Below are 23,011 nucleotides of genomic sequence, written 5' to 3'. Positions count from 1 at the left end.
CGTTCGCCGCCGTCCGACCGCCCTCCCCCGCGCCGGGCTCGCCTCGGGGCGGGGGCTCGGCCGCGCGGCGCGGGCTCATTCCGGGACCGTGAGGCGCTCCGCCAGGTCCCGGATGGGCACCGGCATGGTCGGGTCGCGCGACACGGCCACGATGTCGGCGCGGAGCGCCCGCGCCTCCGTGAGCCGGAGCCACGCGAGCGCGAGCCGCGTCATGCTCGGCAGGCCCCGCGCGAGCACCGCCCGGACGACGTCGACCGCGGGGAACGAGAAGGCCACCTCCTCGGGGGGCAAGCCCGCGGCCTTCGCCGCCGCCTCGATGCTCGCGTCGAAGTCGTCCCGCCGCGACTCCAGCACCTCGAAGAAGACGCGCCCGCGCTCGGGCGCGAACGCCTGAGCCGCCCCGCCGTCCTCGGGCGCGAAGACCCAGCCGCCCGCGCCGTCGAGCCCCACCCGCGCGCCCGACTCGAGCGTGACGAGCGGCAGGAAGCGACCGCCTTCGAGCGGCTCCCCGCCGCCGGCGTCGAGCAGCTCGCGCACGAGGTCCTTCAGGTTCGCGCTCATGGGCCGATGTTCGCACGGAAACCACCGCGATGGGCAAGCGCGATGGGCGACCGCGATGGCAGCTCGGCAGATACACCTCCTTCCGGCGGGGGACGTCGCGCTCTAAGCCCCCGTCGCGCGCGGCGCTGACACCCCGCGGCGACGGCGGACGCGACGAGAACATCCGTGGAGAGCGCGCCGCGCGGGAGGCGCCAGGTCGCTTTGCTTGGTAAACGCCCCGGGGTGGCCGGAATAAGAATAGTATGGGGATTCAATTCAAAGCTGATGCACTCGTATTGCTGGGATTCATTTCGGCTGCCGCGGCGACGGCCAGCGGTTGCAGCCTCGGCGGGGGTGATTCCATCCAGATACCCATCGATGATGGGCCGTCGGACGACGACTGCACTCCGAGCAAGGCCAAGGGGAAGATCGCATCGTCGTGCGGCCTGTGGGTCTCCCGCACCGGGCACGACGGCAACGCGGGGACCTCGGGGGCGCCGCTGAAGACGCTCTCGAAGGCGATCGAGCTCGCCTTTAGCAAGGGAAAGCGCATCTACGTCTGCGCCGAGGAGTTCGACGAGGCGGTGCTCGTGCCCGCGGGACACAGGATCTTCGGTGGGCTCGATTGCCGCGACGACTGGCGGTGGATAGGCGACAAGAAGAAGACGACGCTCACCGCGCCTGAAGGCGAGACACCGCTCAAGTTCCATGGCGGCAGCGGCGCCGCGACGGTGCTCGTCGAGGACCTCCACGTCATCGCGCGCTCGATCCTGCCGACCCACACCGAGCTGGCTGGCCGCTCCTCGATCGCCGCGAACACCTCGGGGATCCCGGTCGCCTTCACGCGGTGCATCCTCGAGGCGGGCGACGGGGCGCCGGGCAAAGAGGGCGAGTCGTTCGCGAGCGACCCCGCCGAGGCGGGGCAGTCCGGCAACTTCGGCAACGCCGCGTGCACGTCCGCTTCGGTCCTCGGCGGGGCCCCGGTGTTCAACACCTGCGGTACGCCGGACGACAGCGAGGACGACTCGCGCAGCGGCAGCGGGGGCGTCGGCTCGATCTCGTCGGGCTCCGATGGCGGCGACGGGGACCCGCGCGGCGCGGAGACCAGCGCGGAGAACGGCGGGCGTGGCGAGTCCAGCAGCAGGGCCTGCACGCCGGGCGTGGCGGGCGCGGACGGCGCAGATGGGCGTCCGGGCGCGGGGGCGGCCGGCTTCGGCGACGTGATCCTGGACGGGTACACCGGTCCGCTCGCCGGCAACGGCACGCCGGGCAAGCCGGGTCAGGGCGGCGGGGGCGGCGGCGGCGCCAAGGGCGGCGCGGGCGCGCTGATGTGCCCGTTCGAGAGCACGGCGGGAGGCGCCGCGGGCGGCTCCGGGGGCGCAGGCGGCTGCGGCGGGCTCGGCGGCAACGGCGGGGGCGCGGGCGGGGCGAGCATCGCCGTGTTCGCGGGGAGCGCGACGGTCCTCTTCGACGACGTGGTGCTGAGGACCGGGCGCGGGGGCGACGGCGGAGACGGCGGCAGGGGCCAGGAGGGCGGCGAGGGCGGTCAGGGCGGGCCCGGCGGTATCCTGGGCGAGGCCACGGGGCTGAACGCCGCCTGCAGCGGCGGCCCGGGCGGGCGAGGCGGCCGGGGCGGCCACGGCGGCGGTGGGCTCGGCGGGCACTCGATCGCCGTCGCCTACGCGGTCAGGGCGCCTTCCCTCTCGAACACGACCATCGAGCTCGGCGAGGCCGGGCTCGGCGGGCGCGGGGGCTCGGCGCGGTACAACGGGCAGGACGGCGTCGCGGCCGAGATCTACGACATCGAGCAGTCCTTCCGGCAGTAGCGCGCCGGCCGCCGGAGAGCGCCTACGCCGGCGCCGGGGGCGCGGGCCAGCTCCGGTCCTCCTGCATGCAGCGGAGCTGCGTCACGCGCCGTCCCTCGGCGGTCGTCACCCCGCTCTCCCGGACGGGCGCGTCGCGCCGCGCGCGCCGGCTCAGCTTCTCGACCACCAGGAACCCCTCCCGCTCGCCCGCGAGGCGGAGGAACTCGTCGAACAGCGCGACGTGCCCGCCGGGCGCCCCGTCCTCGGCCGTCGCGATGCGGCGCTGCGTGGCGACGCCGATCGCCACCGCGCCGCCCCGGGCGCGCACGACCATCGCAGGATCGAGCCCGCGCTGGCTCTCTTCAGGCAACGTCCAGATCTCCGCGACCCCCGCCTCGGCGAGCCGCCGCTTCATGTAGTTGAAGGCGGACTCGAGCGTGTTGTTCCGGTACGGGACCGCCCTCGACTCCATCGGATCGACGTGGTTCCGCCAGAACGCGATCAGCGCGTGCGCCCAGCGCCTGCCGTCGGGCCGACGGTCCTGGAACGGCCAGTCCCCGGCCATCGCGTCCGCGCAGGCGCAGAGCAGCGCCTGCTCGTCGATCCCGCGCGTCGCCAGGCAGGGCGCGCAGTGCATGTACGCCGTGCCCCGCTCGAGGAGCGCGCCGCACATCGAGCAGACGTCGTTGCCGTAGCCAGGGCCCATGTACCGGAGCCAGCCGGCGTTGAGCGCCAGGTGGGCCGCGCGGCGATCGTCGAGCCACGCGAGCTCCCGCAGCCCGTCCCTGAGGGCCATCGAGGCCGCGCGCCGCTCGTCATCTCGCTGCGTCATCCGCCGTCCTCCAGCGTGGGCCCCGTCCGCGCCGGCCCCGCAGTGTAACGCCTGGACCTCCGCCGCGCTTCGCGCGGTAACGCGGACCGTCCGTGCGAGATCTGCAGCGGTCAGCGCGGCGTTCCGGGTTGTTGACATCGACTTTCAATTACCCTTACGCTACGCGTCGACAACATGTCGCGATTTGCCTCAGTTCTCGCGCTTCCTGTGCTCTTCCTCGTCGGCTGCGGCGGAGAGCCTGCGCCCGCCGACCCGCTGCTCGGCCTGCAGCTGATCGGCGATGATCTCAGCGACATCCCGCTGCACGGCGCCTCCGCGGAGCAGGTGGCCCGGTTCAAGGAGGGCGACGCGCTCTTCGATTTCGTGTTTCGCGAGCGCGACGGGCTCGGGCCGCTGTACATCCGCTCCTCCTGCGCGGGGTGCCACGAGGGGGCCGCGCGCGGCCCGGGCGCCGTCCAGAAGATGGTGCTCGTCGAGGCCGACGGCGTGACGCCGGCGGTGGATCAGGCGGCGCTCCCCTACGGGCACACGATGCGGCCCTACGGGGTCGCCGGGGCGACGACGCTCGCGCGGCCCGAGCTCGAGGGGACGATCAAGCTCTCGCAGCGCCTCGGCCCGCCGGTGTTCGGTCGCGGGTACATGGAGGCGGTCGACGACGCCGAGATCGAGCGGGTCGCGGCCGAGCAGGCCGCGCGCGGCGACGCCATCCGCGGGCGCATCAACCGGGTGGTGTTCCACTCGAAGAAGAACGCGGACGAGTCGTTCCACGCCTTCGCCGAGGGCGACGAGAACCTCATCGGCCGCTTCGGGTTCAAGGCGCGGGTCGCGACGCTCGATGACTTCACGGCCGACGCCTACCAGGGCGACATGGGCATCACCTCGCCGCTCCGCCCCGACGAGCTGCCGAACCCGGACGGGCTCACGGACGACGCCAAGCCGGGCGAGGACGTGGTCCTCGACACGGTGAACGCCGTCGCCGACTACATGCGCTTGCTGGAGATCCCGAGGCGCGCGCCCGCCGACGAGCGCGGTCAGGCGCTGTTCGCCGAGGTCGACTGCGCCGCTTGCCACGTCCCCTCGCTGCGGACGCGCGCCGACTACCCGATCGCGCAGCTCGCGGACATCGACGCGCCCGTGTACACCGATTTCCTCCTGCACGATCTCGGCCCCGATCTCGCCGACGGGCTGGCCGACGAGTCGGCGAGCTCCGTCTCCTGGCGGACGGCGCCGCTCATCGGCATGCGCCACAGCACCTCGTACCTCCACGACGGCCGCGCCAGGACCATCGAGCAGGCCATCCTGCTCCACGACGGCCCGGCGTCGGAGGCGGCCGACTCGGTCGCCGCCTTCCGCGCGCTCTCCCGGGAGGATCGCGAGGCCCTCATCGACTTCGTGCGCTCGCTCTGATCGACGTTCGCCGACGTTCGCCGGCGCGCGCGCTCGCGCCAACCGATATCCCGCGCTCGCTCCGGGCGAGCCGCGACCAAGGAGCTCGAAAGATCCATGCACATCCCCGCCTGCCTGCGGTCCGGTCTGGCCATCGCCGCCGCCGCCCTCTCGCTCCCCGCGTGCGGGAGCGACAACGAGACGCTGTACACCGACGCGGATTACGAGCGACGGGCAGTGCTCGAGGTGAAGGCCTTCATCCAGGACAACCTCGACGAGTTCGCCGCCGCCACGGCCGCGCTCCAGGCGGCCGCGCCCGAGCCGGACGAGGACGGGTGGAGCGCGTCGAGCGACAAGGCGGCCGTCGACGCGATGAAGGCCGCGTGGAAGGAGGCGCGGCAGTCCTACGAGCGCGTCGAGGGGGCCATCGCGGTCGTCTTTCCGGACCTCGATTACTCGACGGACGCCCGCTACGACGCGTTCATCGAGGTCGCCGCCGACGACGACCTCTTCGACGACGAGGGGGTGACCGGCGTGCACGCCGTCGAGCGCATCCTCTGGGCGGACGAGATCCCGGAGCCCGTCCTCGCCTTCGAGTCGGCGCTCACGAACTACAAGGCCGCGGCCTTCCCGGCCACCGAGGCCGAGGCGGCCGCGTTCAAGGGCGAGCTCTGCGAGCGGCTCAAGGCCGACGCGGAGAAGATGAAGGCCGATTTCGAGGGCCTCGCGCTCGACGCGCCGTCCGCGTACCGCGGGGTGATCAGCTCGATCCTGGAGCAGGTCGAGAAGACGAGCAAGGCGGCGACCGGCGAGGAGGAGTCGCGCTATGCGCAGTACACCCTCGCCGACATGCGCGCGAACGTCGCGGCCGGCGAGCAGACCTACGCCGCCTTCCAGCCGTGGCTGCTCACCAAGGGGGCCGAGGGCGCGGAGGTCGACCAGGCGGTGCTCGCCGGCTTCGACCGGCTGTCGAGCGCGTACGACGCGATCGAGGGCGACGCGCTGCCGCCGCTGCCGGACGAGTGGAGCGAGGAAGCGCCGACCGAGGAGCAGCTCGCGACCCCGTTCGGCAAGCTGTTCTCGCTCGTCGAGCGCGAGAGCGACGACGCGACGCCGGGCACGCTCGCTTACGATATGACGAGATCCGCAGACCTCCTCGGCATCCCCTCCCTGCCTTAGGCGAAGATCCGTTGGGGGGGAGCGGGCGGGCGGCCAGGGGCGTCAGGCGGCGGGGGTCCAGCGGATGAGGACGCACGTCACGTTGTCGGGGCCGCCGTGCTGGTTGGCGCGGTCGATGAGCGAGCGGGCCGTCGTGGCGAGATCGGCGCCCTGCGCGAGCAGCTCGGCGATCTCCGGCTCGGGGACCGGGCCGGAGAGGCCGTCCGAGCAGATGAGCAGAACATCGCCGGCCTCGGGGCGCTCGATGCGCGTGGCGACGTCGACCGTCTTCCCCATCCCGAGCGCGCGCGTCACGACGTTGCGGGCGAGCAGCGGATCCACGTCGTCGGGCAGCTGCTCGCCGCTGTGCAGGTGCTCGTTCCAGAGCGAGTGGTCCTCCGTGAGCCGCTCCAGCCGGTGCTCGCGGTACCGGTAGACCCGGCTGTCGCCCACGTGCGCGATGCACGCCGAGGTCGCGTCGGCGTACACGCCCGCAAACGTCGTCCCCATCCCGTAGAAGCGGGGGTCGCGCTGCCCCACCTCGAAGATGCGCTCGTTGGCGCGCCAGATGGACGAGACCAGGCGCAGCTCCAAGGGGCCCGCGGTCTCGTCGTAGCCCGTGGGCTGCGTGATCTCGCCCTCGCCCTCCTTGCAGCACGCCTGCACGATGTCGACCGCCATCCGCGACGCGATCTCCCCCCCGGCGGCGCCGCCGATGCCGTCCGCGACGACGAAGAGGCCGAGATCCAGATCGACGGCGAAGCTGTCCTCGTTGTGCTCGCGCTGGCGGCCAACATGGCTTTCACCGGCGGCTTCGATGCGGAGCGGGGCGTTCACGGAGCTTCCTCGTCGGCGAGACGCATGTCGACTCCGGGCAGCATCCAGCGACCGGACGCCTCGCGCAAGTCAGGAAGGGGCTCAATTCGAGCGGGGAGCGCCGGGCCGCTCGCGCACGCGCGCTACGTGCGCAGCGCCGCGGTCGCGGGCGACCGCAGCGGCGGGGGGGCGCCGTGCGGCTCGCGGAGCTGCTCGGCAGGGGGCGGGACGCTGGCCGTGCGGGCCTCGAAGCGGCCGTTCTTCCAGGTCACGAGCCCGCCCGAGAGGCGCGCGGAGCTGCCCGCGCCGGGCTCGGACCGCAGCCAGACCAGGGGGCGCGCGGCGAAGACCGGCTTGGTGCAGGCGATGTCCTCGAAGGCGGCGGACCACGAGCCGGTGTTGCCGAAGAACAGCCCGCCCTCCCAGCTGCCCTCGGGTGTGTGCGTGTGGCCGAAGACGACCGCCCGGGCGCGGTGGGCGCGGGCGACCTGGCGCGCGGCGCGGCTGACCCGCTGCCAGGTGGCCTCGAGCGGGAGCTTCGGCACGAGGCGCTCGTAGACGACGAGCCCCGCCGGCGCGACGAGCGCCGCCGGCGCGAGCCAGGTCGGCGCGAGCAGCAGCCACACGAGGGCCACGACGACCGCGAGCAGCCCGAGGGCGGCCCGGTCGAGCCAGAGCTCGCGCGCGACGAGCCCCAGCCGGTCCTCGGCCGGCGGCGCGAACAGGCGGGCGTGGCGGGCGACGGCGCGGAGCGGGGCGCCCGTCTCCTGCGCGGCGGCGGCGAGGCACTCGCGCAGGCGGGCGCGCCGCTCGGGCTCGCGCCGGCGCACGAGCTCGACGACCGTGCGCAGCGCGCCGAGCGCCCACGCCCCCGCGAGCGAGCGGCGAGAGAACAGGTAATAGCGCGCCCAGTGCGCGAGGTAGCCGAACGCGGACAGCATGAACGAGGAGTCCACGTGCGGGTTGAAGTACCCCATCCGCGAGACGAGCAACCGGCACACGAGCGAGCCCATGGTCGGCTGGATCTCGCCCGGCTTCCGGCCGAACGGGACCATGGGGTAGCGGTAGCTGCAATAGGCGTCGTACTGGTTGCCGTGCTCCACGATGATGCCGTCCGGCGTCTTGTGGAACCAGGCGCGGAACACGACGCGCGCGCCCAGCGCCGCGCGCGCCCGCTCGGCCTCGCGCGCGGGCGAGCTCGAGCCCGGGCGCGGCGCGCCGTCCAGCGCGGCGAGCGCCGCCTCGACCACGCGGGACCGGACCAGGTCGCGCACCTCGGGCAACGTGAGCTGAACGTCGTGGTTGCCGGAGATGAACACGACGGTGTGACCATCCGCGACGACGCGGCCCAGCGCCTCGATGAACACCGGGTGGTCCGCGAGGATCGCCTTCATCGCCGGGACCGCGTGCTCGGCGCTGCGCGGCAGGTCGTGGAAGACGCTCTTTTGATCGATCACGCGCGGCGCGTCGAGGTCGAACACGTCGCCGTTGAGCACCAGCGTGAGCTCATGCCGCCCGGCGCCGCGCGCCGTGCCCTGCTTCATCTCGTCCCGAAGCGCGTCCAGCATCGCCGCGACCTCGCTGTCGGGGGAGTAAGGAGCCTGACGGTAGCGCATCCAAAGACCGTCACCCGGCTCGAGCTCGCAAAGATGGATATCTGAGATTGCCACCGTATGGAGCATCCCTCAAGGTGACACACGCGCCTGACCACGGCTGTCAGGGAACGGTCACGACTGGGGTCGGGCGATAGCGTATGGCGTGGCGGCGCGGCGGCGATTGCCCTGGCCGCAAGGCGCGGCGCGGCTGTCGGGGGCTGTGGTGTCTCGGGCGTTGTGGCGTGGCGAGGTCGCAATCACGACGACCTCGCCCGCTCGCTACTGCCGTCCTTTGCGCTTGATGATCACGAACTGGACGCGGCGGTTCTTCTGGCGCCCTGTCTTGACGCGGTTGTCCCCGAGCGGCTGCTCGAAGCCGTAGCCCCTGGCGACGAGCTTCTCTCGCGGCACCCCCGCGGCAACGAGCCACGAGAGGACGGCCTCGGCGCGCTCCTGGGACAAGCGCTGGTTGTATTCCTCGGTCCCGCTGTCGTCCGTGTGCCCTTGCACCTCGACGAGCTCGATGTCCGGGTTCTGCTGGATGGCGTCGCGCACCTCGTACAGGATCTCGTCGGAGACGGGATCGACCGTCTGGGCGCGGGTCTTGCCGTACACGACGAACTGCACCGGCTTCGACGTCGTGATCTCGTCGGCGTTCACGCGGACGAATTTGGGGCAGCCGTTCTGCCGTGGATCGGGGTCGGAGAGCCCCCGCTCGTTCGGGCAGGCGTCCGCGGCGCCGCGGACGCCGTCGCCGTCCGGATCGTCCGGGCAGCCGTTCTGCTTCGGGTTCTGGCTCGCTGGCCCCTTGACCTTCGGGCAGGCGTCCGAGGCGTCGGCGATGCCGTCGCCGTCCGCGTCGCTCGGGCAGCCCACCTGCTTCGGGTCGTCGCTCGGCCCGCCGCGCACGCTGGGGCAAGCGTCGATGCCGTCGTGGAAGCCGTCGTCGTCCGAGTCGTCCGGGCAGCCGTTCCGCGTGGCGTCGGCGCTGCGCGCGCCAGGGGTGGACGGGCAGGCGTCGTCGATGTCGAGCACCGCGTCGCCGTCGCGGTCCGCCGGAGGGCAGCCGTCCCTCGCGGGATCGGGCGAAGGATCGCCCTTGACGTCGGGGCAGGCGTCGATGTGGTCGTCGATGCCGTCGTCGTCCTTGTCGCCAGCCGCGGCGACGTTCGGCGCGCGCGCCGAGGCCGGCTTCGGGAGGGGCGCCCAGCCGAGCACGCCGACGGCGCGCACGGTCGGCGTGCCAACGGCGTTCAGGAGGCCGGGACCGAGCGCGGCGCCGAACGTCAAGCCGCCGAGGACCCGCAGCTTGGCGCCGAAGAGCAGCTCGGCGTTGACGCCGGCGTCCGCGCGCGTGGCCGGCACGCTCGACAGCACGAGCTCCTCGCCGAGCGGCGCTGCGCCGTACAGCTCGGCGCCGAGCTGGAGGAGATCGCCGCCCAGGAGGAGCCCCGCGGCGCCGCCGAACGTGACCAGCGGAGGGCGGTTCTGCCCTCCGCCGAGCTCGACCCCGCCGCTCGCATTCCAGAGGAAACCGAGCGTCGAGCCGGCGCGCCCGCCGATGCTCGCGTGGAAGGCGCCGCGGACCTCGGCGTCGCCGGTGTACTGCGACGGTGAGCCCGTGGGCGCGAACAGGTAGCCGCCGAGCCCGAGCTGGACCGGACCCGCGTCCTCGCCGAGCAGGCGGACCCGCGCGCCGAGGCGGAGGTCGGCGAGCTTCGGCGCCGTCAGCTCGGTGAACTGCACGCCGGGGATGCCCGGGTCGTCGCCCCCTTGCGCGATGGCGAGCGGCGCATCGATCGAGAGCAGCAGGCGCTCCCACAGCGCGAGCGATGCGTCGAGGCGCAGGTACGCCTGCGAGGAGACGATGGCGACATCGGCATCGCCGCTCGTGCGGATCGGCAGGTGGGAGTAATCGAGCATCGCGTGGGCGCGCGCCGCGAAGTGGCCGGGAGCGGCGGGCGACGGCACGCCGAAGAACGCGTCCCCGGCGGGCGCCGGCTCGAACCGGTTGAGGGAGAAGCCGCCGGTGGACTGGCCTCTCGACGCGCTGGCGAGCGTCATGAGGACGGCCGCGGAAGCGACCGCTGCGACGGAGGAAGACCTCATCGGCCGGCCACGATAGCGGGGGGGTGACGCGGGGGGCAACATGCCATCGCGCCTCGGCGGGTCACGCGTGCCCCCCGCGCGCTCCCGCAGGATTCACCGCATGGCTGCTCGTCCGCACATGATCCGGCTCGCTCGAACCCCGTTCGCGAGTCCCGGCGCCATTGACATCGATGTGCCAGTGTACCTTGAATTCCTTGCCTCTTGGCGCCTGTCCAGTGAAGGTGGACGTCCCGTCGTCTGCTATCGCGGCCGAGCCATTCGGCGCGACCGTGGTGTCGTCCGCGGCCACGACGGTCCCATGGATGCTGAGACCCGCGTAGGCGTGTAGCGCGTGCCAGGTAGCACGTAGACTGGAATCGAAGCTTCCGCGCATCGTGCCGCGTCCAACCGGGCCCCGTCGGCCGGATCTGAGCGGCGTCGCGCCGCGGGCCGGCGCGTCAGAACTGGTACCGCAGGCTCGCCCCGGGCGCGATCATCAGGACGAAGTCGCCCATGAGCGACTCTTGCGCGTACGTCCCGATGCCGTCGGTCGACGCCGCGAGCTCGATGGTCCTGTCCCACGACGGCTTGCTGAGGCCGATCAGGAGGAGCAGCTTCACGCTGGCCGAGAGCTCCCAGCGCTCCCCGAGCCGCACGCCGAGCCTCGCCTCCGGATCCACGTAGAAGTACGTCGCCGAGGCGAAGTCGACCACCGGGTACGTGTTGAACCACGCCCCCTGGGTCGTCCTGAACCTGCCCGCCCGCTCGTCGCGGACCTCGCCCACGAGCACCCCGGCGCCGAGCCGCAGCAGCGCGGGGTACTGCTCGCCGAGGTGATAGCCGAACGTCGCGCCGGCCAGGAAGCCGCCGAGGCGGAGCGCGTCGCTCGCCGCGCCGCCGAGCGGATCCCGGTAGCCGATCGGCCTGAGCTCCGCCGCGCGCTCGTCGAGCTGCTGCGCCGCGACGATACCGCCGAGCTCGATCCCGACGCCCAGCCCCGAGCCGAGCTCGTAGCCGCCGTGGATCGTGCCGAGCCCGCCGAGGCCGATCGCGCTCGAGCACCCCGAGCCGCAGGCGCTCGCGACGTCGCCGCCGAAGGTCGGCGCCACGAGGAACGAGGCGCTCGCCTCGAGCGTGATCTTCGGCGGCTTGCGCCAGATCTCCGCGTCCTCGTCGCGCTCGAGCGCGAGGCTCAGGCCCTGCCGCTGGCCCTTCTGCAGCGTCACCGTGCGCGCCTCGGAGACGAACCCGTCGGACTTCACCTCCACCCGGTGCGCGCCGGCCTTGAGCCGGCCCAGCCAGACGCCGTTGCCCACGTTGACCGAGTTGATCCAGACGCTCGCGCCGGGCGGCGTGGGGTCGACCCGCAGCGACGCGTCGAGGTCCTCGGCGAGGAGCGACAGCGTCGTGAGCTCCTGCGGCTTCACGGGCGCCGCCGTCGGCTGCGTCCCGAGCTTCCCCTCGCCGCGCAGCGCCACCATGTGATCGCCGACCGACAGCGTGCCGATCCACGGCGTCTGCCCCACGACCACGTTGTCCACGAGCACGTCGACGGTCTTGCCGGCCCGCTCCACGACGCGCAGCCGGCCGGAGCGGACCAGCCTGCGGAGCTTCGCGTTCACCGTGACCGTCTGGCCCCCGGCGACGTCGACGCGCACCTCGACCGGCTCGTAGCCCTCCTTGAACACGCGGACGACGTGCGCGCCCGCGGCGACGCGGATCGGCTTGACGGGCGGGTACTGCCCGCGCTCCTCGCCGCTCACCACGATCGACGCCCCGGGCTCGGCGTTCGTGATGTCGAGCGTCCCCACGAGCGCGCGCAGCTCGGCGATCTCGCGCTGCGCGACCGCGCGCTCGGCGGCCGACATGGTGAAATCGCGCAGGAAGGTCTCGAACATCTCGAGCGCCTCGTCGTAGCGCTGGAGCCTGCGCAGCGCGATCGCGGCGTTGTTCGTGGCCGCGCGCGTCGGGTAGAGCTTGCGCGAGAGGAGGAACTCGGCGAGCGCGGGGCCCCAGGCCTCCTCGCGCAGCAGGGCGAGCCCCTTCTCGAAGTGGAGCCGCGCGACCTGCCGGGTCGTCTCGGAGACGGGCGCCTCCTCGGCCGGCGCGGCGCCCTCCCCGCCGGCCGGCGCGGCGCCCTCCCCGCCGGCCGGCGCGGCGCCCTCCCCGCCGGCCGGCGCGGTGCCCTCCGCAGCGGCCGGCGCCGGCTGCGCGAGCGCCGGCCCCGCGGCGACCGCGACGGCGAGCGCGGCCGAGAGCGCGCGCAGCCGCCGCGCCGGCCGAAGCCGCCGCGCGAGGGAGAGAGGACACGAGCCGCCGCGCCGCGTACGCAGATCCATTCGATCGAGCACCGTACTCAGCCTTGTCCTTCTGCGCTTACTTTCCGAACTCTTCCGTGTCGTTGATGATCCCCTTGTAGGTCGTCGGCGCCGGGGCCGGCGCCGGCGCTGGCGCGGCGGAGGCGCTCTTCGCCGGAGGCGCCGGGGCGCCCTTCGTCGGGGTCGGCGCGAGCTCGATCTTGAGCGGCCGCGCGCCGCTGGTGGTCACGATCACGTCGGTCACCGCCTCGTTCGCCCCCTTGAACACGCGCACCCTGTGCTCGCTCCCGAGCGGCCCGGTGATCTCGAGGATCCCGTTCCTGGTGGTCGCGCGCGCGCCTTCGACCTCGACCGAGGCGTCGGGCGGCAGGATGACCACCTGAACCCGCCTGGGCTGCAGCTCGGCCGCGACGGCCTCCGACGTCTCCGTCGCGGCAGGCGGCGGCGCCGGGGTCGGCGCCGGGGTGGCCGCCGCCGTCGGGAGCACCTCCGGGGTCGCCGACGCCGCCGGCGGCGCGGCGGGCTCTGGCGACCCGCCGCTGACGAAGTACACGCCGGCCGCGATGCCCGCGGCGAGCAGCGCGGCGCCGGCCACGACCGGCACCCGCGACGCGCCGGGCTGCGTGCCGCGATGCGACTGCGTGAGCGCCCCGGTGGTCGCGGCGCCGGCGTGGTTGGCGGCGGGCGCGATCGCGCCGTGCGGCCCGCCCGGGCTCGGGGGCGGCGCGAACGACGGGTACCCTCCTCCGCGGTGCTCGTGCGGGACCGCGGGGTACCCTCCGCTCTGGTTGGCGGGCGACGCGGCGGCGTACGCGCCGCTCTGGTTCGCGGGCGAGGCCGCGAGCGCCGGGTACCCTCCGCTCTGGTTGGCGGGCGACGCGGCGGCGTACGCACCGCTCTGGTTCGCGGGCGGGGCGTTGACGTTCATCGAGAGCCGCGGCGCGGACTGCCTGCACACCGCGTCCGGCAGCGGCACGAGCATGCTCTCGTGGATGCCCCAGCCGTAGGGGAGCAGCGGCCGGATGGCGCCGAACATCTCCTGCGCGCTCTGGTAGCGCTGCCCGGGCGCCTGCAGCAGGCAGCGGTGCACGATCGCCGCCACCTCCGGCGGCACCCACGGGGCGAAGTCCTGCACCGACGGCGGGGGATCCGAGCAGATGGCGATGATGAGCTCGCCGAGCGCGGTGATGTGATGGTACGGCGTTCGCCCGGTGAGCGCCTGGTAGAGCACGGCGCCGAGCGACCAGATGTCGGTGCGGTGATCGATCTCCTTTTGCCCGCGCGCCTGCTCGGGCGACATGTAGAGCGGGGAGCCGATGAGGTTCCCGGTGCGCGTGAGGTCGGCGCCCTCGGTCTCGTTCGCCCGGTCCATCTTGACCTTGGCGATGCCGAAATCGAGCAGCTTGACGAGGATCTCGCCGGCGTCGCGCCGCGAGAGGAACAGGTTGTGCGGCTTGATGTCGCGGTGGACGACGCTCGCCTCGTGCGCCTTCTGGAGCCCGAGGCACGACTGCGCGACGATGCGCAGCGCGAGGTCGGGCGCGAGCGGCCCGACGCGCTTGATCAGCTGGTGGACGTCCTCGCCGGCGAGGTACTCCATCGCGAGGAAGGGCAGCTTCGAGTCGCGGTCGACGCCGGCGTCGAGCACCTGGGTGATGTGCTGCGTGTCGATCGCGCCAGCCGCGCGCGCCTCGCGCTGGAAGCGGCTGACCACCTTCGGATCGCGGGTGAGATCGGCCGAGCTGATCACCTTCACGGCGCAGCGGCGGCCGGTCCCCGTGTGCTCGGCCTCATAGACCGAGCCCATGGCGCCCTCTCCGAGCAGCTTGCGTATCTGATACTTGCCGTCGATGATCGTGCCGATCACAGCGTTCCGGCCACTCTAAGAGATCGCGCACGGGGGGGCAATGTCCGCGAGCGCGCGCGCGCTCGCGGCCCAACCCGTCGCGGATGCGCGTACAGTCTCGCGGGACACGCCGTGCTCCTGGGGGGGCGCGCACCTGGAGCGGGGCGCGGCCTCACCCGGCCACGCCGCGTCCGGTCGGAGCCGGCCGCCCCCCGCCTCCGCCGCCGTCACGTCCCCGGCATCGCTGGCCGCCTGGGGGTAGGCCCCAGGCGGCCGCGGGGATATTTGCGAAGAGAGCTAGCGACAGGGGGCCCGACGCCGCTCGGCCATCAAGGGCGAGGTCGAGGGCTCTGCTCGCGCCGCGCGAGCGGGCGCGGCTTTAGCAGCTGCCTCGGTCCGAGCGCCGGCTACCAGCCGAAGTCGCCGCCCCCACCACCACTGCAGTGCTGCGGCCGGCAGAAGTGGTGGAAGGGCGGGCAGCAGTGGTTGAACGGCGGGCAGAAGCGGAAGTCGTCGCGGAAGCGGAAGTCGTCGCGGAAGTCGTCGCGGAACGGCGGGCAGAAGCGGAAGTCGTCGCGGAAGCGGCAGTCGTCGCGGAAGCGGAAGTCGTCGCGGAAGCGGCAGTCGTCGCGGAAGCGGAAGTCGTCAAAGAGCGTGTTGATGTTGACGTTGGTGTTGTTGTTAAAAATCGTGGGGCAGCAGCCGAAGCCGCCGAAGCCGCCGAAGCCGAAGCCGCCGAAGCGCGAGCCCACGGCGCCGAAGCCCGGCATGCCGAAGCCGAGGCCCGGCACGCCGACGCCCGGCACGCCGACGCCCGGCAGGCCGAGGCCCGGCAGGCCAGGCCCACCGACGCCCGGCACGCCCACAGGCCCCTGGCCAATCGGCGCCTGGCCGACCTGGCCAATCGGCGCCTGGCCGACCTGGCCAATCGGCGCCTGGCCGACCTGGCCAATCGGCCCCTGGAGACCAGGAGCCGCCGGCCCCTGCGCGCCGATCGGCGCCTGGCCGAGATCCGCCGGCCCCTGCAGCCCCCCCTTGAGCGGCGCCTTGCTCGGCGCCTGCTGGAACCCGCCCCTCGCCTCGTCATCCCCCTCGAGCGCCTGAGCGGTCGAATCGACCTGCCCGACCTCGTCGAGACCGGCCTCGTCGAGCTCCACGTCGCTCACCGAGTCGACGGCGCACCCCGTGCCCAGCGCCGCCATCACCACCGCGAGTCCCAGCACCTTGCCATGAATCGAAAGCATGTTGTCGTCCTCCTCAATATCCCGTGATGGCCGGAAGGCCCGCGCCATCTTGGGCTCATCGAAGAGCAGGCTGTGTGCCTCAGCCTTCGTGTGCAGACACTGCCGCTCGGAGCTCGCGCTGCCGGCCGCGCCGCGCCCGCGAAAAGGCATTCTCTGGATCAGCGCCGGCGCTGGTTTCCCGGGTTCTCAGCGCGAAGACCGGCGGGACGTCCACCACGAGGCGGGTCTATCGCGCGCGGGCCGTGCGCGTCCGCTGGAGATGACGAACTCACCGCTTTCGCGGCCGTCGCTCGCGCGGCGCGCAAAACCCTCTATCGCGCGCGTTCGAGCAGATCACGTGCGCTCCCGCCCGCGCCGCGGCCGTCGTGAACGAGAGCCGCGGCGACCCTCCGGTGACGCGCGGGCGGCCGGCTCGCGCCGCCTCGCGGGCCGATCGTCTGACCCGGCCAGAAACCGCCCGCGCCGCATCGGAGGCCCCGGCCCCCTGCGCCTCACCTGCTCAGGATGCGCCGTTTGTGACCAACGAAGGCAAGACGCGAGTCGATCGACTCGGGCCGTAACCATCCGCCTCCGTCACCGCGGCTCCGCGGTGGGCGCTCGAACTCTGCAGCTCCGCCGTGCGCGCTCGAGTCCGCCGCGCCAGAGCAAACCTGCGCCGATGAACCACCTGATGCGCGCAAGTGGGCTCATGTGAGCGAGCCTGTGTTGCGGGGAGCCGGACGGCCGTTTACGTGCGGTCAGCGGGTTGGTAGAGCTTTTCTCCGGAGGACGCATGAGCAACGAGCCGAAGGAGACGGAAGGGGCCGACGCGAACCGCCGCGGGGGGCTGCGCGCGGCCGCCACGACCGCCGCGGCCATCGTGAGCGGCGCCGCCGGGGGCGCGCCGTCCGCGGCGCCCGCGGCCGCTCGAGGCGCCGCGGCGGCGCCGCCCCGCACGCTCGGGCGGACCGGCGCGCAGGTGGAGGCGGTGTCGCTCGGCGGAGAGGGGATCCTCCGGACCACCGGCCGGCATCGCGAGGCGGTGCCGGTGATCCTGGAGGCGCTGCGGCTGGGCGTCAGGTACTGCGACACCGCGCCTGCGTACCAGCAGAGCCAGGACTACTATGGTGAGGCCTTCCGCGCCGCCGGGTCGAGCGCGCGCGAGCAGGTCTTCCTCGCCTCCAAGACGCACGCGCGCGACCGCGATGGCGCGCTCAGGCTGCTCGACGACAGCCTGCGCCGCCTCGGGACAGACCACCTCGATCTGTGGCAGTTGCACGACCTGCGCGAACTGGACGAACTCGACGCCATCTTCGGCAAGGGGGGCGCGATCGAGGCCGTGGAGCAGGCCAAGGCGGACGGCCGCGTGCGCCACGTGGGGATCACCGGGCACCACGACCCGCAGATCCTCATCGAGGCGATGCGACGCTACCCGGTCGACACCGTGCTGTGCGCGATCAACCCCGCGGATCCGGCGCGGCTCCCGTTCCTGACGACAGTGGTCGAGGAGGCGCGGCGGCGCGGCGTCGGCGTCATCGGTATGAAGATCATGGCCGCGGGCCGCCTGCTCCAGGATCGCGCCGCGAGCCCGAGCGAACTCATCCACTATGCGGCGAGCCACGCCGACACGGTGATCATCGGCTGCTCCTCGATCGCCGAGGTGCGCGAGAACCTCGGCGCGAGGTCCCTGCCCTTCCCCATGCCGCCCGCCGAGCGGGCCGCGCTGGAGGCGCGCGTCGCGCCGCGCGCCGGCCGTTACGACTCCTTCAAGGCCTGAACGACGCGCCGGCGCCCATTGAACGCGGCGCGCGCGGCCGCGCAGACCGCGGTCTGCGCCGGCGCGCGAGCGCCGCGAGCAGCAGCAGCAAGCTGGCGCCGGCGCCCTCGGTGGCGCCTCCGCCGGCTGTCATGCGGCAGTCGCAGCCCCCCTCGAATTTCGGCCTGTCGAACGGCGGCTCCCCGTCCGCGCCGCCGGCGCCGCCCTGGCCGCCGCCGGCCCCGGCCTCGCCGCCGCCCGCGCCGCCTGCGCCGCCCGCGCCGCCCGCGCCGCCCTGGCCGGTCGGCATGCAGGCCTCGCCCCGCTCGTTCGGGCACGGATCGCAGGCGTCGCCGAGGTCGTCCTCGTCCGCGTCGGACTGGTCGTTCTCGACGAGGGGGCAGTTGTCGTCGTCGTCGGGCGCGCCGTCGTTGTCGTCGTCGTCATCGCACGCGTCGCCGTTGCCGTCGCCGTCGGTATCGAGCTGATCGTCGCTCGGGTCGTCCGGCGTCGGCAGGGTGGGCCCGTTCGCGACGAGGGGGCAGTTGTCGTCGTCGTCGGGCGCGCCGTCGTTGTCGTCGTCTCCGTCGCATACGTCGCCCTCGCCGTCCTCGTCGGCGTCGAGCTGGTCGTCGCTCGGGTCATCCGGCGTCGGCGCGGCAGGCCCGTTCGCCACGTACACGCAGTTGTCCTCGAAGTTCCGGATTCCATCGTTGTCGATGTCCTCGTCGTCGCACGCGTCCCCGCGCCCGTCGCCGTCCTCGTCGTGCTGATCCAGGGTGCGGTGGGTCCTGCAGTTGTCCATCCCGTCGAGGAAGCCGTCGTTGTCCGAGTCGAGATCGCGATAATCGGGGATCCAGTCGCGGTCGTCGCCGATCGCGTCGGTGTCTGCCGGGAGGCCGTCCGGGGTGAGCGGCTGCGCCTCTTCCTGGTCGGGCACGGAATCACCATCGCTGTCGATGTCGAGCGCGTCGATGCCCCCGTCGTCCGGGTCGCGGCCCTCGGGGTCGTCCGTGTCTGTCGGCTCGGTGAAGTAGCAGCCCCCCGCCGCGCAGCGCGTCAGGCTGTCGGGGATCCCGTCGCTGTCGGTGTCGATCGGAAGTAGGGCGTAGCAGCTGCTCGGGTCGCTCTCCGCGCACACCTCGAGCGCGTCGGGGATGCCGTCGCCGCGGACCGTATCGACGGCCTTTGCGATATAGCAGCTCCGGGGGGCGTCATCCTGGGTGCAGATCCGCAGGCTGTCGATGACCCCGCTGGTGTCGCCGTTGCCGGCGACGCTGTTCCACGGGACGCATGTCACGAAGTTCGGGCACACCTCGGTGGCGTCGTCGATGCCGTCAGCGTCGGTGTCCGCGTTCCGCGAGCCCGTGGCCCAGAGCGTCTCCAGCTGATTGTGAAGGCCGTCGTTGTCGGCGTCGTTGTCGCACGAGTCGCCGAGGCCGTCGCCGTCGGTGTCGGCCTGCGAGGCGTCCAGCCCCGGGGGCGGGTTGGCGACGAACTGGCAGTTGTCGATGTCGTCGGCGACGCCATCGTTGTCGTCGTCGGGGTCGCAGGCGTCGCCGCCGTCGGTGCCGTCGTTGTCGGCCTGCGGACCGCCAGGCATCGAGGGCGGGTTGGCGACGAACTGGCAGTTGTCGATGTCGTCGGCAACGCCATCGTTGTCGTCGTCGGGGTCGCAGGCGTCGCCGCCGCCGGTGCCATCGTTGTCGGCCTGCGGCTCGCCCGGGGCCGCGGGCGGGTTGGCGACGAACTGGCAGTTGTCGATGTCGTCGGCGACGCCATCGTTGTCGTCGTCGGGGTCGCAGGCGTCGCCGCCGCCGGTGCCGTCGTTGTCGGCCTGCGGACCGCCAGGCATCGCGGGCGGGTTCGCGACGAAGGGGCAGTTGTCGACGTCGTCGGCGACGCCATCGTTGTCGTCATCGGGGTCGCAGGCGTCGCCGTCGCCATCGCCGTCGCTGTCGTCCTGCGGCTCGCCTGGGGCCGACGGCGGATTCGCGACGAACCGGCAATTGTCGTCGACGTCGAGGACGTCATCGTTGTCGTCGTCGAGGTCGCAGGCGTCGCCCTCGCCATCGCCGTCGTTGTCGTCCTGCGGCCCGCCTGGGGCCGAAGGTGGATTCGCGACGAACCGGCAATTGTCGTCGACGTCGAGGACGTCATCGTTGTCGTCGTCGAGGTCGCAGGCGTCGCCCTCGCCATCGCCGTCGTTGTCGTCCTGCGGCCCGCCTGGGGCCGAAGGCGGGTTCACGACGAACCGGCAATTGTCGACGTCGTCGTCGACGCCATCGTTGTCGTCGTCGGGGTCGCAGGCGTCGCCGTCGCCGTCGCCGTCGCTGTCACGTTGGATATCGAGGTCAGGCCCCGGCTCCAGCGGCCCGTTGTCGTCATCGGGGCAGTTGTCGCATGCGTTGCCCAGGCCGTCGCCGTCGTTGTCGTCCTGCGGCTCGCCCGGGGTCGATGGCGGATTCACGATGAACGGGCAGTTGTCGAGCGGGGCATCGTCCTCGCCGACGTCGGGGACACCGTCGTCGTCGTCGTCAGGATCGCAGGCGTCGCCGTCGCCATCGCCGTCGTTGTCGGCTTGCGGCTCGCCCGGATTCGAGGGCGGGTTCTCGACGAACCGACAGTTGTCGTCGTCGTCGTCGATGCCGTCGTCGTCGTCGTCGTCGTCGCAGGGGTTCCCGCGGCCGTCTGCGTCGTTGTCGCCGAAGTCCTCGCTGTTGAGGTATGGGCAGTTGTCGCAGTCATCGCCCCTGCTGTCCCCGTCCTGGTTCCTCTGGCTCTCGTTCTTGGTGCTCGGGCAGTTGTCGCAAGCGTCGCCGTGCCTGTCCCCGTCTCCGTTCTCCTGTTCGGGATTGGGAAGATCCGGGCAGTTGTCGGGGTAAGCACCGACGTTGCTGACGCAGTCGCCATCGGGATCGAGCGCCGCGGGCAGAGTGCACGACTGGGCCCAGGCGCTGCGTGCGCTCAGCACCGACGCAGCGAGGATCGACAAGCCGACGACGAGCAGGCGGGAATGCCACATCACGGCGGACGGGAGCGTGCCGCCACGCAGAGAGTACCGGTGAGAGGAAGGAGACAGGAGGTGATGAGCCACGGCGAGCCCTCCGCGGTAGGTGTAGGAGAATACTCTCGAAAGAGCTGCCATGATCTGGGCAGTCGATCCCCTGCGAGCTGCGCGCCGCCGCCAGGCGGCCGTCACAAGGCGGACGCGTCGGCGCTGCTTCCGCCGCCTCTCACGGTCGCGATCCCGGCGCTCGATGCGCCCGCTCTGGCGGTCATGCAACGGGCGACTCATCGCCGCAGCTCGTCTGGTCGCACGCCCCTGCGGCCAAGTGGAAGATTGCCGTCCCGGCGAATGGAAGAAATCCCAAACGTCGCATGAGCCCTCTCTCGGTTCGGCCGCGATCTTGATTTTACACGCCTGCCGTCTCCCGCGGCAAGGCCGTGTGACGAGGGGGGACCATTCTGTGGACCGGTGGGGGGGCCCTAGCAACTCAATCCGCAACGCGCCGACCTCCCCGGCGAGCCGACCTCTGGCTCCGGCAAGGGCCAGCAGCACAAGCACGGACCATGCCGGGACGCGGCTGGCCGTCCGGGGCGTGGCGCCCACCGCGCAACCGTTGCCATGGAGACGCGCCGTTCCTGCTCCCTCGATGGTGGCGGGAGGCGTCCAGGCGGCGCCGGCCGTGCCGGTCGCCTCCCAGGGACTCCCACCATAACCGGCTGCGCCCGTTCCGGTCGCGCCGCCTGCGCCTAAGCTCTCGGCGCTGTCCGCATCTCCCCCGCCAGCAACATCGTCTCCGCCTGCCCCCTCTCCCCCACCGCTTCCGTTTGCCCCCTCCCCGTTGAGCGACTCCAGCCAGCAACCCCCTGCGAGGCAGAAGCCGCCGGGGCAGCGCGTCCCCTCCAAGCGATGCACGACCAGACAGGCGCCGTTATCGTCGTTGCACCAGCCTTGCTGGCACACAGCGTCAGGAGGATCGGGGCAGACCACTGCGACGCCCGGCGTGCACGTGCGGTTCTGGCACGTATCGTTCAACGTGCATGGATTGCCGTCATCGCACTCTCGCTGCGCCGCATCATCGCATTCGCAGGCATCACCGATCCCGTTGTCGTCGCGATCGAGCTGGTCGAGATTGGCGATGACCGAGCAGTTGTCGGAGGTGTTGGGAACGCCGTCGCCGTCACGATCGGCGTCACAGGGATCGCCTTCTCCGTCGTCATCCGTATCGAGCTGCTGGAGGCCGCCGGGCTGAACGGGGTTGGAGAGGAGCGGGCAGTTGTCCATGAGATCAGCGACGCCGTCGTCGTCATCGTCGATGTCGCAGGCGTCGCCTTCACCATCCCCATCGGTGTCAAGCAGGGAATCGTCCGCTGAGGTGATGCAGTTGTCGAGTGAGTCGGGAATGCCGTCGTTGTCGTCGTCGGGATCGCAGGCGTCACCGCCGTCGGTGCCGTCGTTGTCGGCCTGCGGCTCGCCCGGCGCCGCGGGCGGGTTCGCGACGAACGGGCAGTTGTCGACATCGTCGTCGACGCCATCGTTGTCGTCGTCGGGGTCGCAGGCGTCACCGCCGTCGGTGCCGTCGTTGTCGGCCTGCGGCTCGCCCGGCGCCGCGGGCGGGTTCGCGACGAACCGGCAATTGTCGTCGATGTCGAGGACGTCATCGTTGTCGTCGTCGAGGTCGCAGGCGTCGCCGTCGCCGTCGCCGTCGTTGTCGGCCTGCGGCTCGCCCGGCGCCGCGGGCGGGTTGGCGACAAACCGGCAATTGTCGATGCCGTCGACGACGCCATCGTTGTCGTCGTCGGGGTCGCAGGCGTCGCCATCTCCGTCGTCGTCGTTGTCGGCCTGCGGCTCGCCCGGCGCCGCGGGCGGGTTGGCGACGAACTGGCAGTTGTCGACGTCGTCGACGACGCCATCGTTGTCGTCGTCGGGGTCGCAGGCGTCGCCGCCGTCGGTGCCGTCGTTGTCCCCCTGCGGCTCGCCCGGGGCCGCGGGTGGGTTGGCGACGAACTGGCAGTTGTCGACGTCGTCGACGACGCCATCGTTGTCGTCGTCGGGGTCGCAGGCGTCGCCGCCGTCGGTGCCGTCGTTGTCGGCCTGCGGCCCGCCCGGAGTCGCGGGCGGGTTGGCGACGAACTGGCAGTTGTCGTCGTCGTCGTCGACGCCATCGTTGTCGTCGTCGGGGTCGCAGGCGTCGCCGTCGCCGTCGCCGTCGTTGTCGGCCTGCGGCTCGCCCGGCGCCGCGGGCGGGTTCTCGACCAGCGGACAGTTGTCGTCATCGTCGTCGATGCCGTCGTTGTCGTCGTCGTCGTCGCACGGATTCCCGAGGCCATCCGCGTCGTTGTCGTCGAAGTCCTCGCTGGCAAGGTCTGGGCAGTTGTCGCAGTCGTTGCCCCTGCTGTCCCCGTCCGAGTTCTCCTGGCTCTCGTTCGCGATGCTGGGGCAATTGTCGCAGGCGTCGCCATGCCCATCCCCATCGCTGTTCTCCTGCCCGAGATTGGGAATGTAGGGGCAATTGTCCGGGGATGAGCCGATGTTGCGCACGCAGTCACCGTCAGGGTCTATGCCGGATGGCACGCACGACTGAGCCCATGCGCTCCTCGAGCTGGGGACGACCGCGGCGAGGACCGACAACACCATCACG

General features: G+C 72.4%; 13 protein-coding genes. 4 read left to right on the top strand and 9 right to left on the bottom strand.

Features of this window, described 5'->3' with window-relative positions; translation table 11 throughout:
* Positions 1-75 precede the first annotated feature (75 nt).
* On the bottom strand, positions 76-561 hold the full coding sequence (locus WME98_RS46445) for a hypothetical protein (protein ID WP_437948038.1): 486 nt from the start codon (positions 559-561) through the stop codon (positions 76-78).
* A 275-nt stretch (positions 562-836) separates the two neighbouring features.
* Between WME98_RS46445 and WME98_RS46440 the strand changes: the two genes are divergently transcribed.
* A complete protein-coding gene (locus tag WME98_RS46440; RefSeq protein ID WP_437948037.1) occupies positions 837-2,366 on the top strand; it encodes a PGRS family protein in 1,530 nt (509 codons plus the stop codon).
* Between the two features lie 22 nt (positions 2,367-2,388).
* On the opposite strand, the gene WME98_RS46435 is transcribed toward WME98_RS46440, so the two are convergent.
* The gene (locus WME98_RS46435) at positions 2,389-3,177 is read right to left on the bottom strand and encodes a hypothetical protein (protein ID WP_437948036.1); all 789 of its coding nucleotides are present in this window, start codon (positions 3,175-3,177) and stop codon (positions 2,389-2,391) included.
* 174 nt (positions 3,178-3,351) lie between these two features.
* On the opposite strand from WME98_RS46435, the gene WME98_RS46430 reads away from it, so the two are divergent.
* Together WME98_RS46430 and WME98_RS46425 are read left to right on the top strand one after the other, a co-directional pair.
* Positions 3,352-4,584 (top strand): di-heme oxidoredictase family protein, encoded by a 1,233-nt coding sequence (locus tag WME98_RS46430; protein ID WP_437948035.1) that lies wholly within the window; start codon positions 3,352-3,354, stop codon positions 4,582-4,584.
* 96 nt (positions 4,585-4,680) lie between these two features.
* Entirely contained in the window at positions 4,681-5,742 is a 1,062-nt protein-coding gene (locus WME98_RS46425) for an EfeM/EfeO family lipoprotein (RefSeq protein ID WP_437338899.1), read from the top strand.
* A 42-nt stretch (positions 5,743-5,784) separates the two neighbouring features.
* Here WME98_RS46425 and WME98_RS46420 read toward each other — a convergent pair whose 3' ends face one another.
* From WME98_RS46420 to WME98_RS46395, 6 genes are all read right to left on the bottom strand, one after another.
* Positions 5,785-6,558 carry a PP2C family protein-serine/threonine phosphatase gene (locus WME98_RS46420; RefSeq protein ID WP_437948034.1) on the bottom strand — a complete coding sequence of 258 codons (774 nt, stop codon included), beginning with the start codon at positions 6,556-6,558 and terminating at the stop codon, positions 5,785-5,787.
* Between the two features lie 122 nt (positions 6,559-6,680).
* Positions 6,681-8,153 carry a hypothetical protein gene (locus tag WME98_RS46415; protein ID WP_437948033.1) on the bottom strand — a complete coding sequence of 491 codons (1,473 nt, stop codon included), beginning with the start codon at positions 8,151-8,153 and terminating at the stop codon, positions 6,681-6,683.
* A 258-nt stretch (positions 8,154-8,411) separates the two neighbouring features.
* The gene (locus WME98_RS46410) at positions 8,412-10,241 is read right to left on the bottom strand and encodes an OmpA family protein (RefSeq protein WP_437948032.1); all 1,830 of its coding nucleotides are present in this window, start codon (positions 10,239-10,241) and stop codon (positions 8,412-8,414) included.
* A 437-nt stretch (positions 10,242-10,678) separates the two neighbouring features.
* Complete coding sequence (locus tag WME98_RS46405; RefSeq protein WP_437948031.1) at positions 10,679-12,571, bottom strand: PEGA domain-containing protein; 1,893 nt, start codon at positions 12,569-12,571, stop codon at positions 10,679-10,681.
* A 25-nt stretch (positions 12,572-12,596) separates the two neighbouring features.
* Positions 12,597-14,405, bottom strand: coding sequence for a serine/threonine protein kinase (locus WME98_RS46400; RefSeq protein WP_437948030.1), 1,809 nt, complete (start codon positions 14,403-14,405; stop codon positions 12,597-12,599).
* A 386-nt stretch (positions 14,406-14,791) separates the two neighbouring features.
* Positions 14,792-15,628, bottom strand: coding sequence for a hypothetical protein (locus WME98_RS46395; RefSeq protein WP_437948029.1), 837 nt, complete (start codon positions 15,626-15,628; stop codon positions 14,792-14,794).
* A gap of 772 nt (positions 15,629-16,400) precedes the next feature.
* Between WME98_RS46395 and WME98_RS46390 the strand changes: the two genes are divergently transcribed.
* Positions 16,401-17,384, top strand: coding sequence for an aldo/keto reductase (locus tag WME98_RS46390; protein WP_437948028.1), 984 nt, complete (start codon positions 16,401-16,403; stop codon positions 17,382-17,384).
* Here WME98_RS46390 and WME98_RS46385 read toward each other — a convergent pair.
* Positions 17,374-22,911: a thrombospondin type 3 repeat-containing protein gene (locus tag WME98_RS46385; RefSeq protein WP_437948027.1), complete on the bottom strand. Its 5,538-nt coding sequence runs from the start codon at positions 22,909-22,911 to the stop codon at positions 17,374-17,376. The genes WME98_RS46390 and WME98_RS46385 overlap by 11 nt on opposite strands.
* Positions 22,912-23,011 lie beyond the last annotated feature (100 nt).

The sequence above is a fragment of the Sorangium sp. So ce296 genome (assembly GCF_051529605.1).
Classification (GTDB): domain Bacteria; phylum Myxococcota_A; class Polyangia; order Polyangiales; family Polyangiaceae; genus Sorangium; species Sorangium cellulosum_D.
The sequence above is the reverse complement of the archived record's forward strand: the minus strand, read 5'-3'. Positions and strand labels throughout refer to the sequence as shown.

Excerpts from the sequence above, each read along its gene's own strand:
- WME98_RS46445 (WP_437948038.1), bottom strand. The coding sequence starts at position 561 with ATGAGCGCGAACCTGAAGGACCTCGTGCGCGAGCTGCTCGACGCCGGC.
- WME98_RS46435 (WP_437948036.1), bottom strand. The coding sequence starts at position 3,177 with ATGACGCAGCGAGATGACGAGCGGCGCGCGGCCTCGATGGCCCTCAGG.
- WME98_RS46430 (WP_437948035.1), top strand. The coding sequence starts at position 3,352 with ATGTCGCGATTTGCCTCAGTTCTCGCGCTTCCTGTGCTCTTCCTCGTC.
- WME98_RS46425 (WP_437338899.1), top strand. The coding sequence starts at position 4,681 with ATGCACATCCCCGCCTGCCTGCGGTCCGGTCTGGCCATCGCCGCCGCC.
- WME98_RS46415 (WP_437948033.1), bottom strand. The coding sequence starts at position 8,153 with ATGCGCTACCGTCAGGCTCCTTACTCCCCCGACAGCGAGGTCGCGGCG.
- WME98_RS46410 (WP_437948032.1), bottom strand. The coding sequence starts at position 10,241 with ATGAGGTCTTCCTCCGTCGCAGCGGTCGCTTCCGCGGCCGTCCTCATG.
- WME98_RS46395 (WP_437948029.1), bottom strand. The coding sequence starts at position 15,628 with ATGCTTTCGATTCATGGCAAGGTGCTGGGACTCGCGGTGGTGATGGCG.
- WME98_RS46390 (WP_437948028.1), top strand. The coding sequence starts at position 16,401 with ATGAGCAACGAGCCGAAGGAGACGGAAGGGGCCGACGCGAACCGCCGC.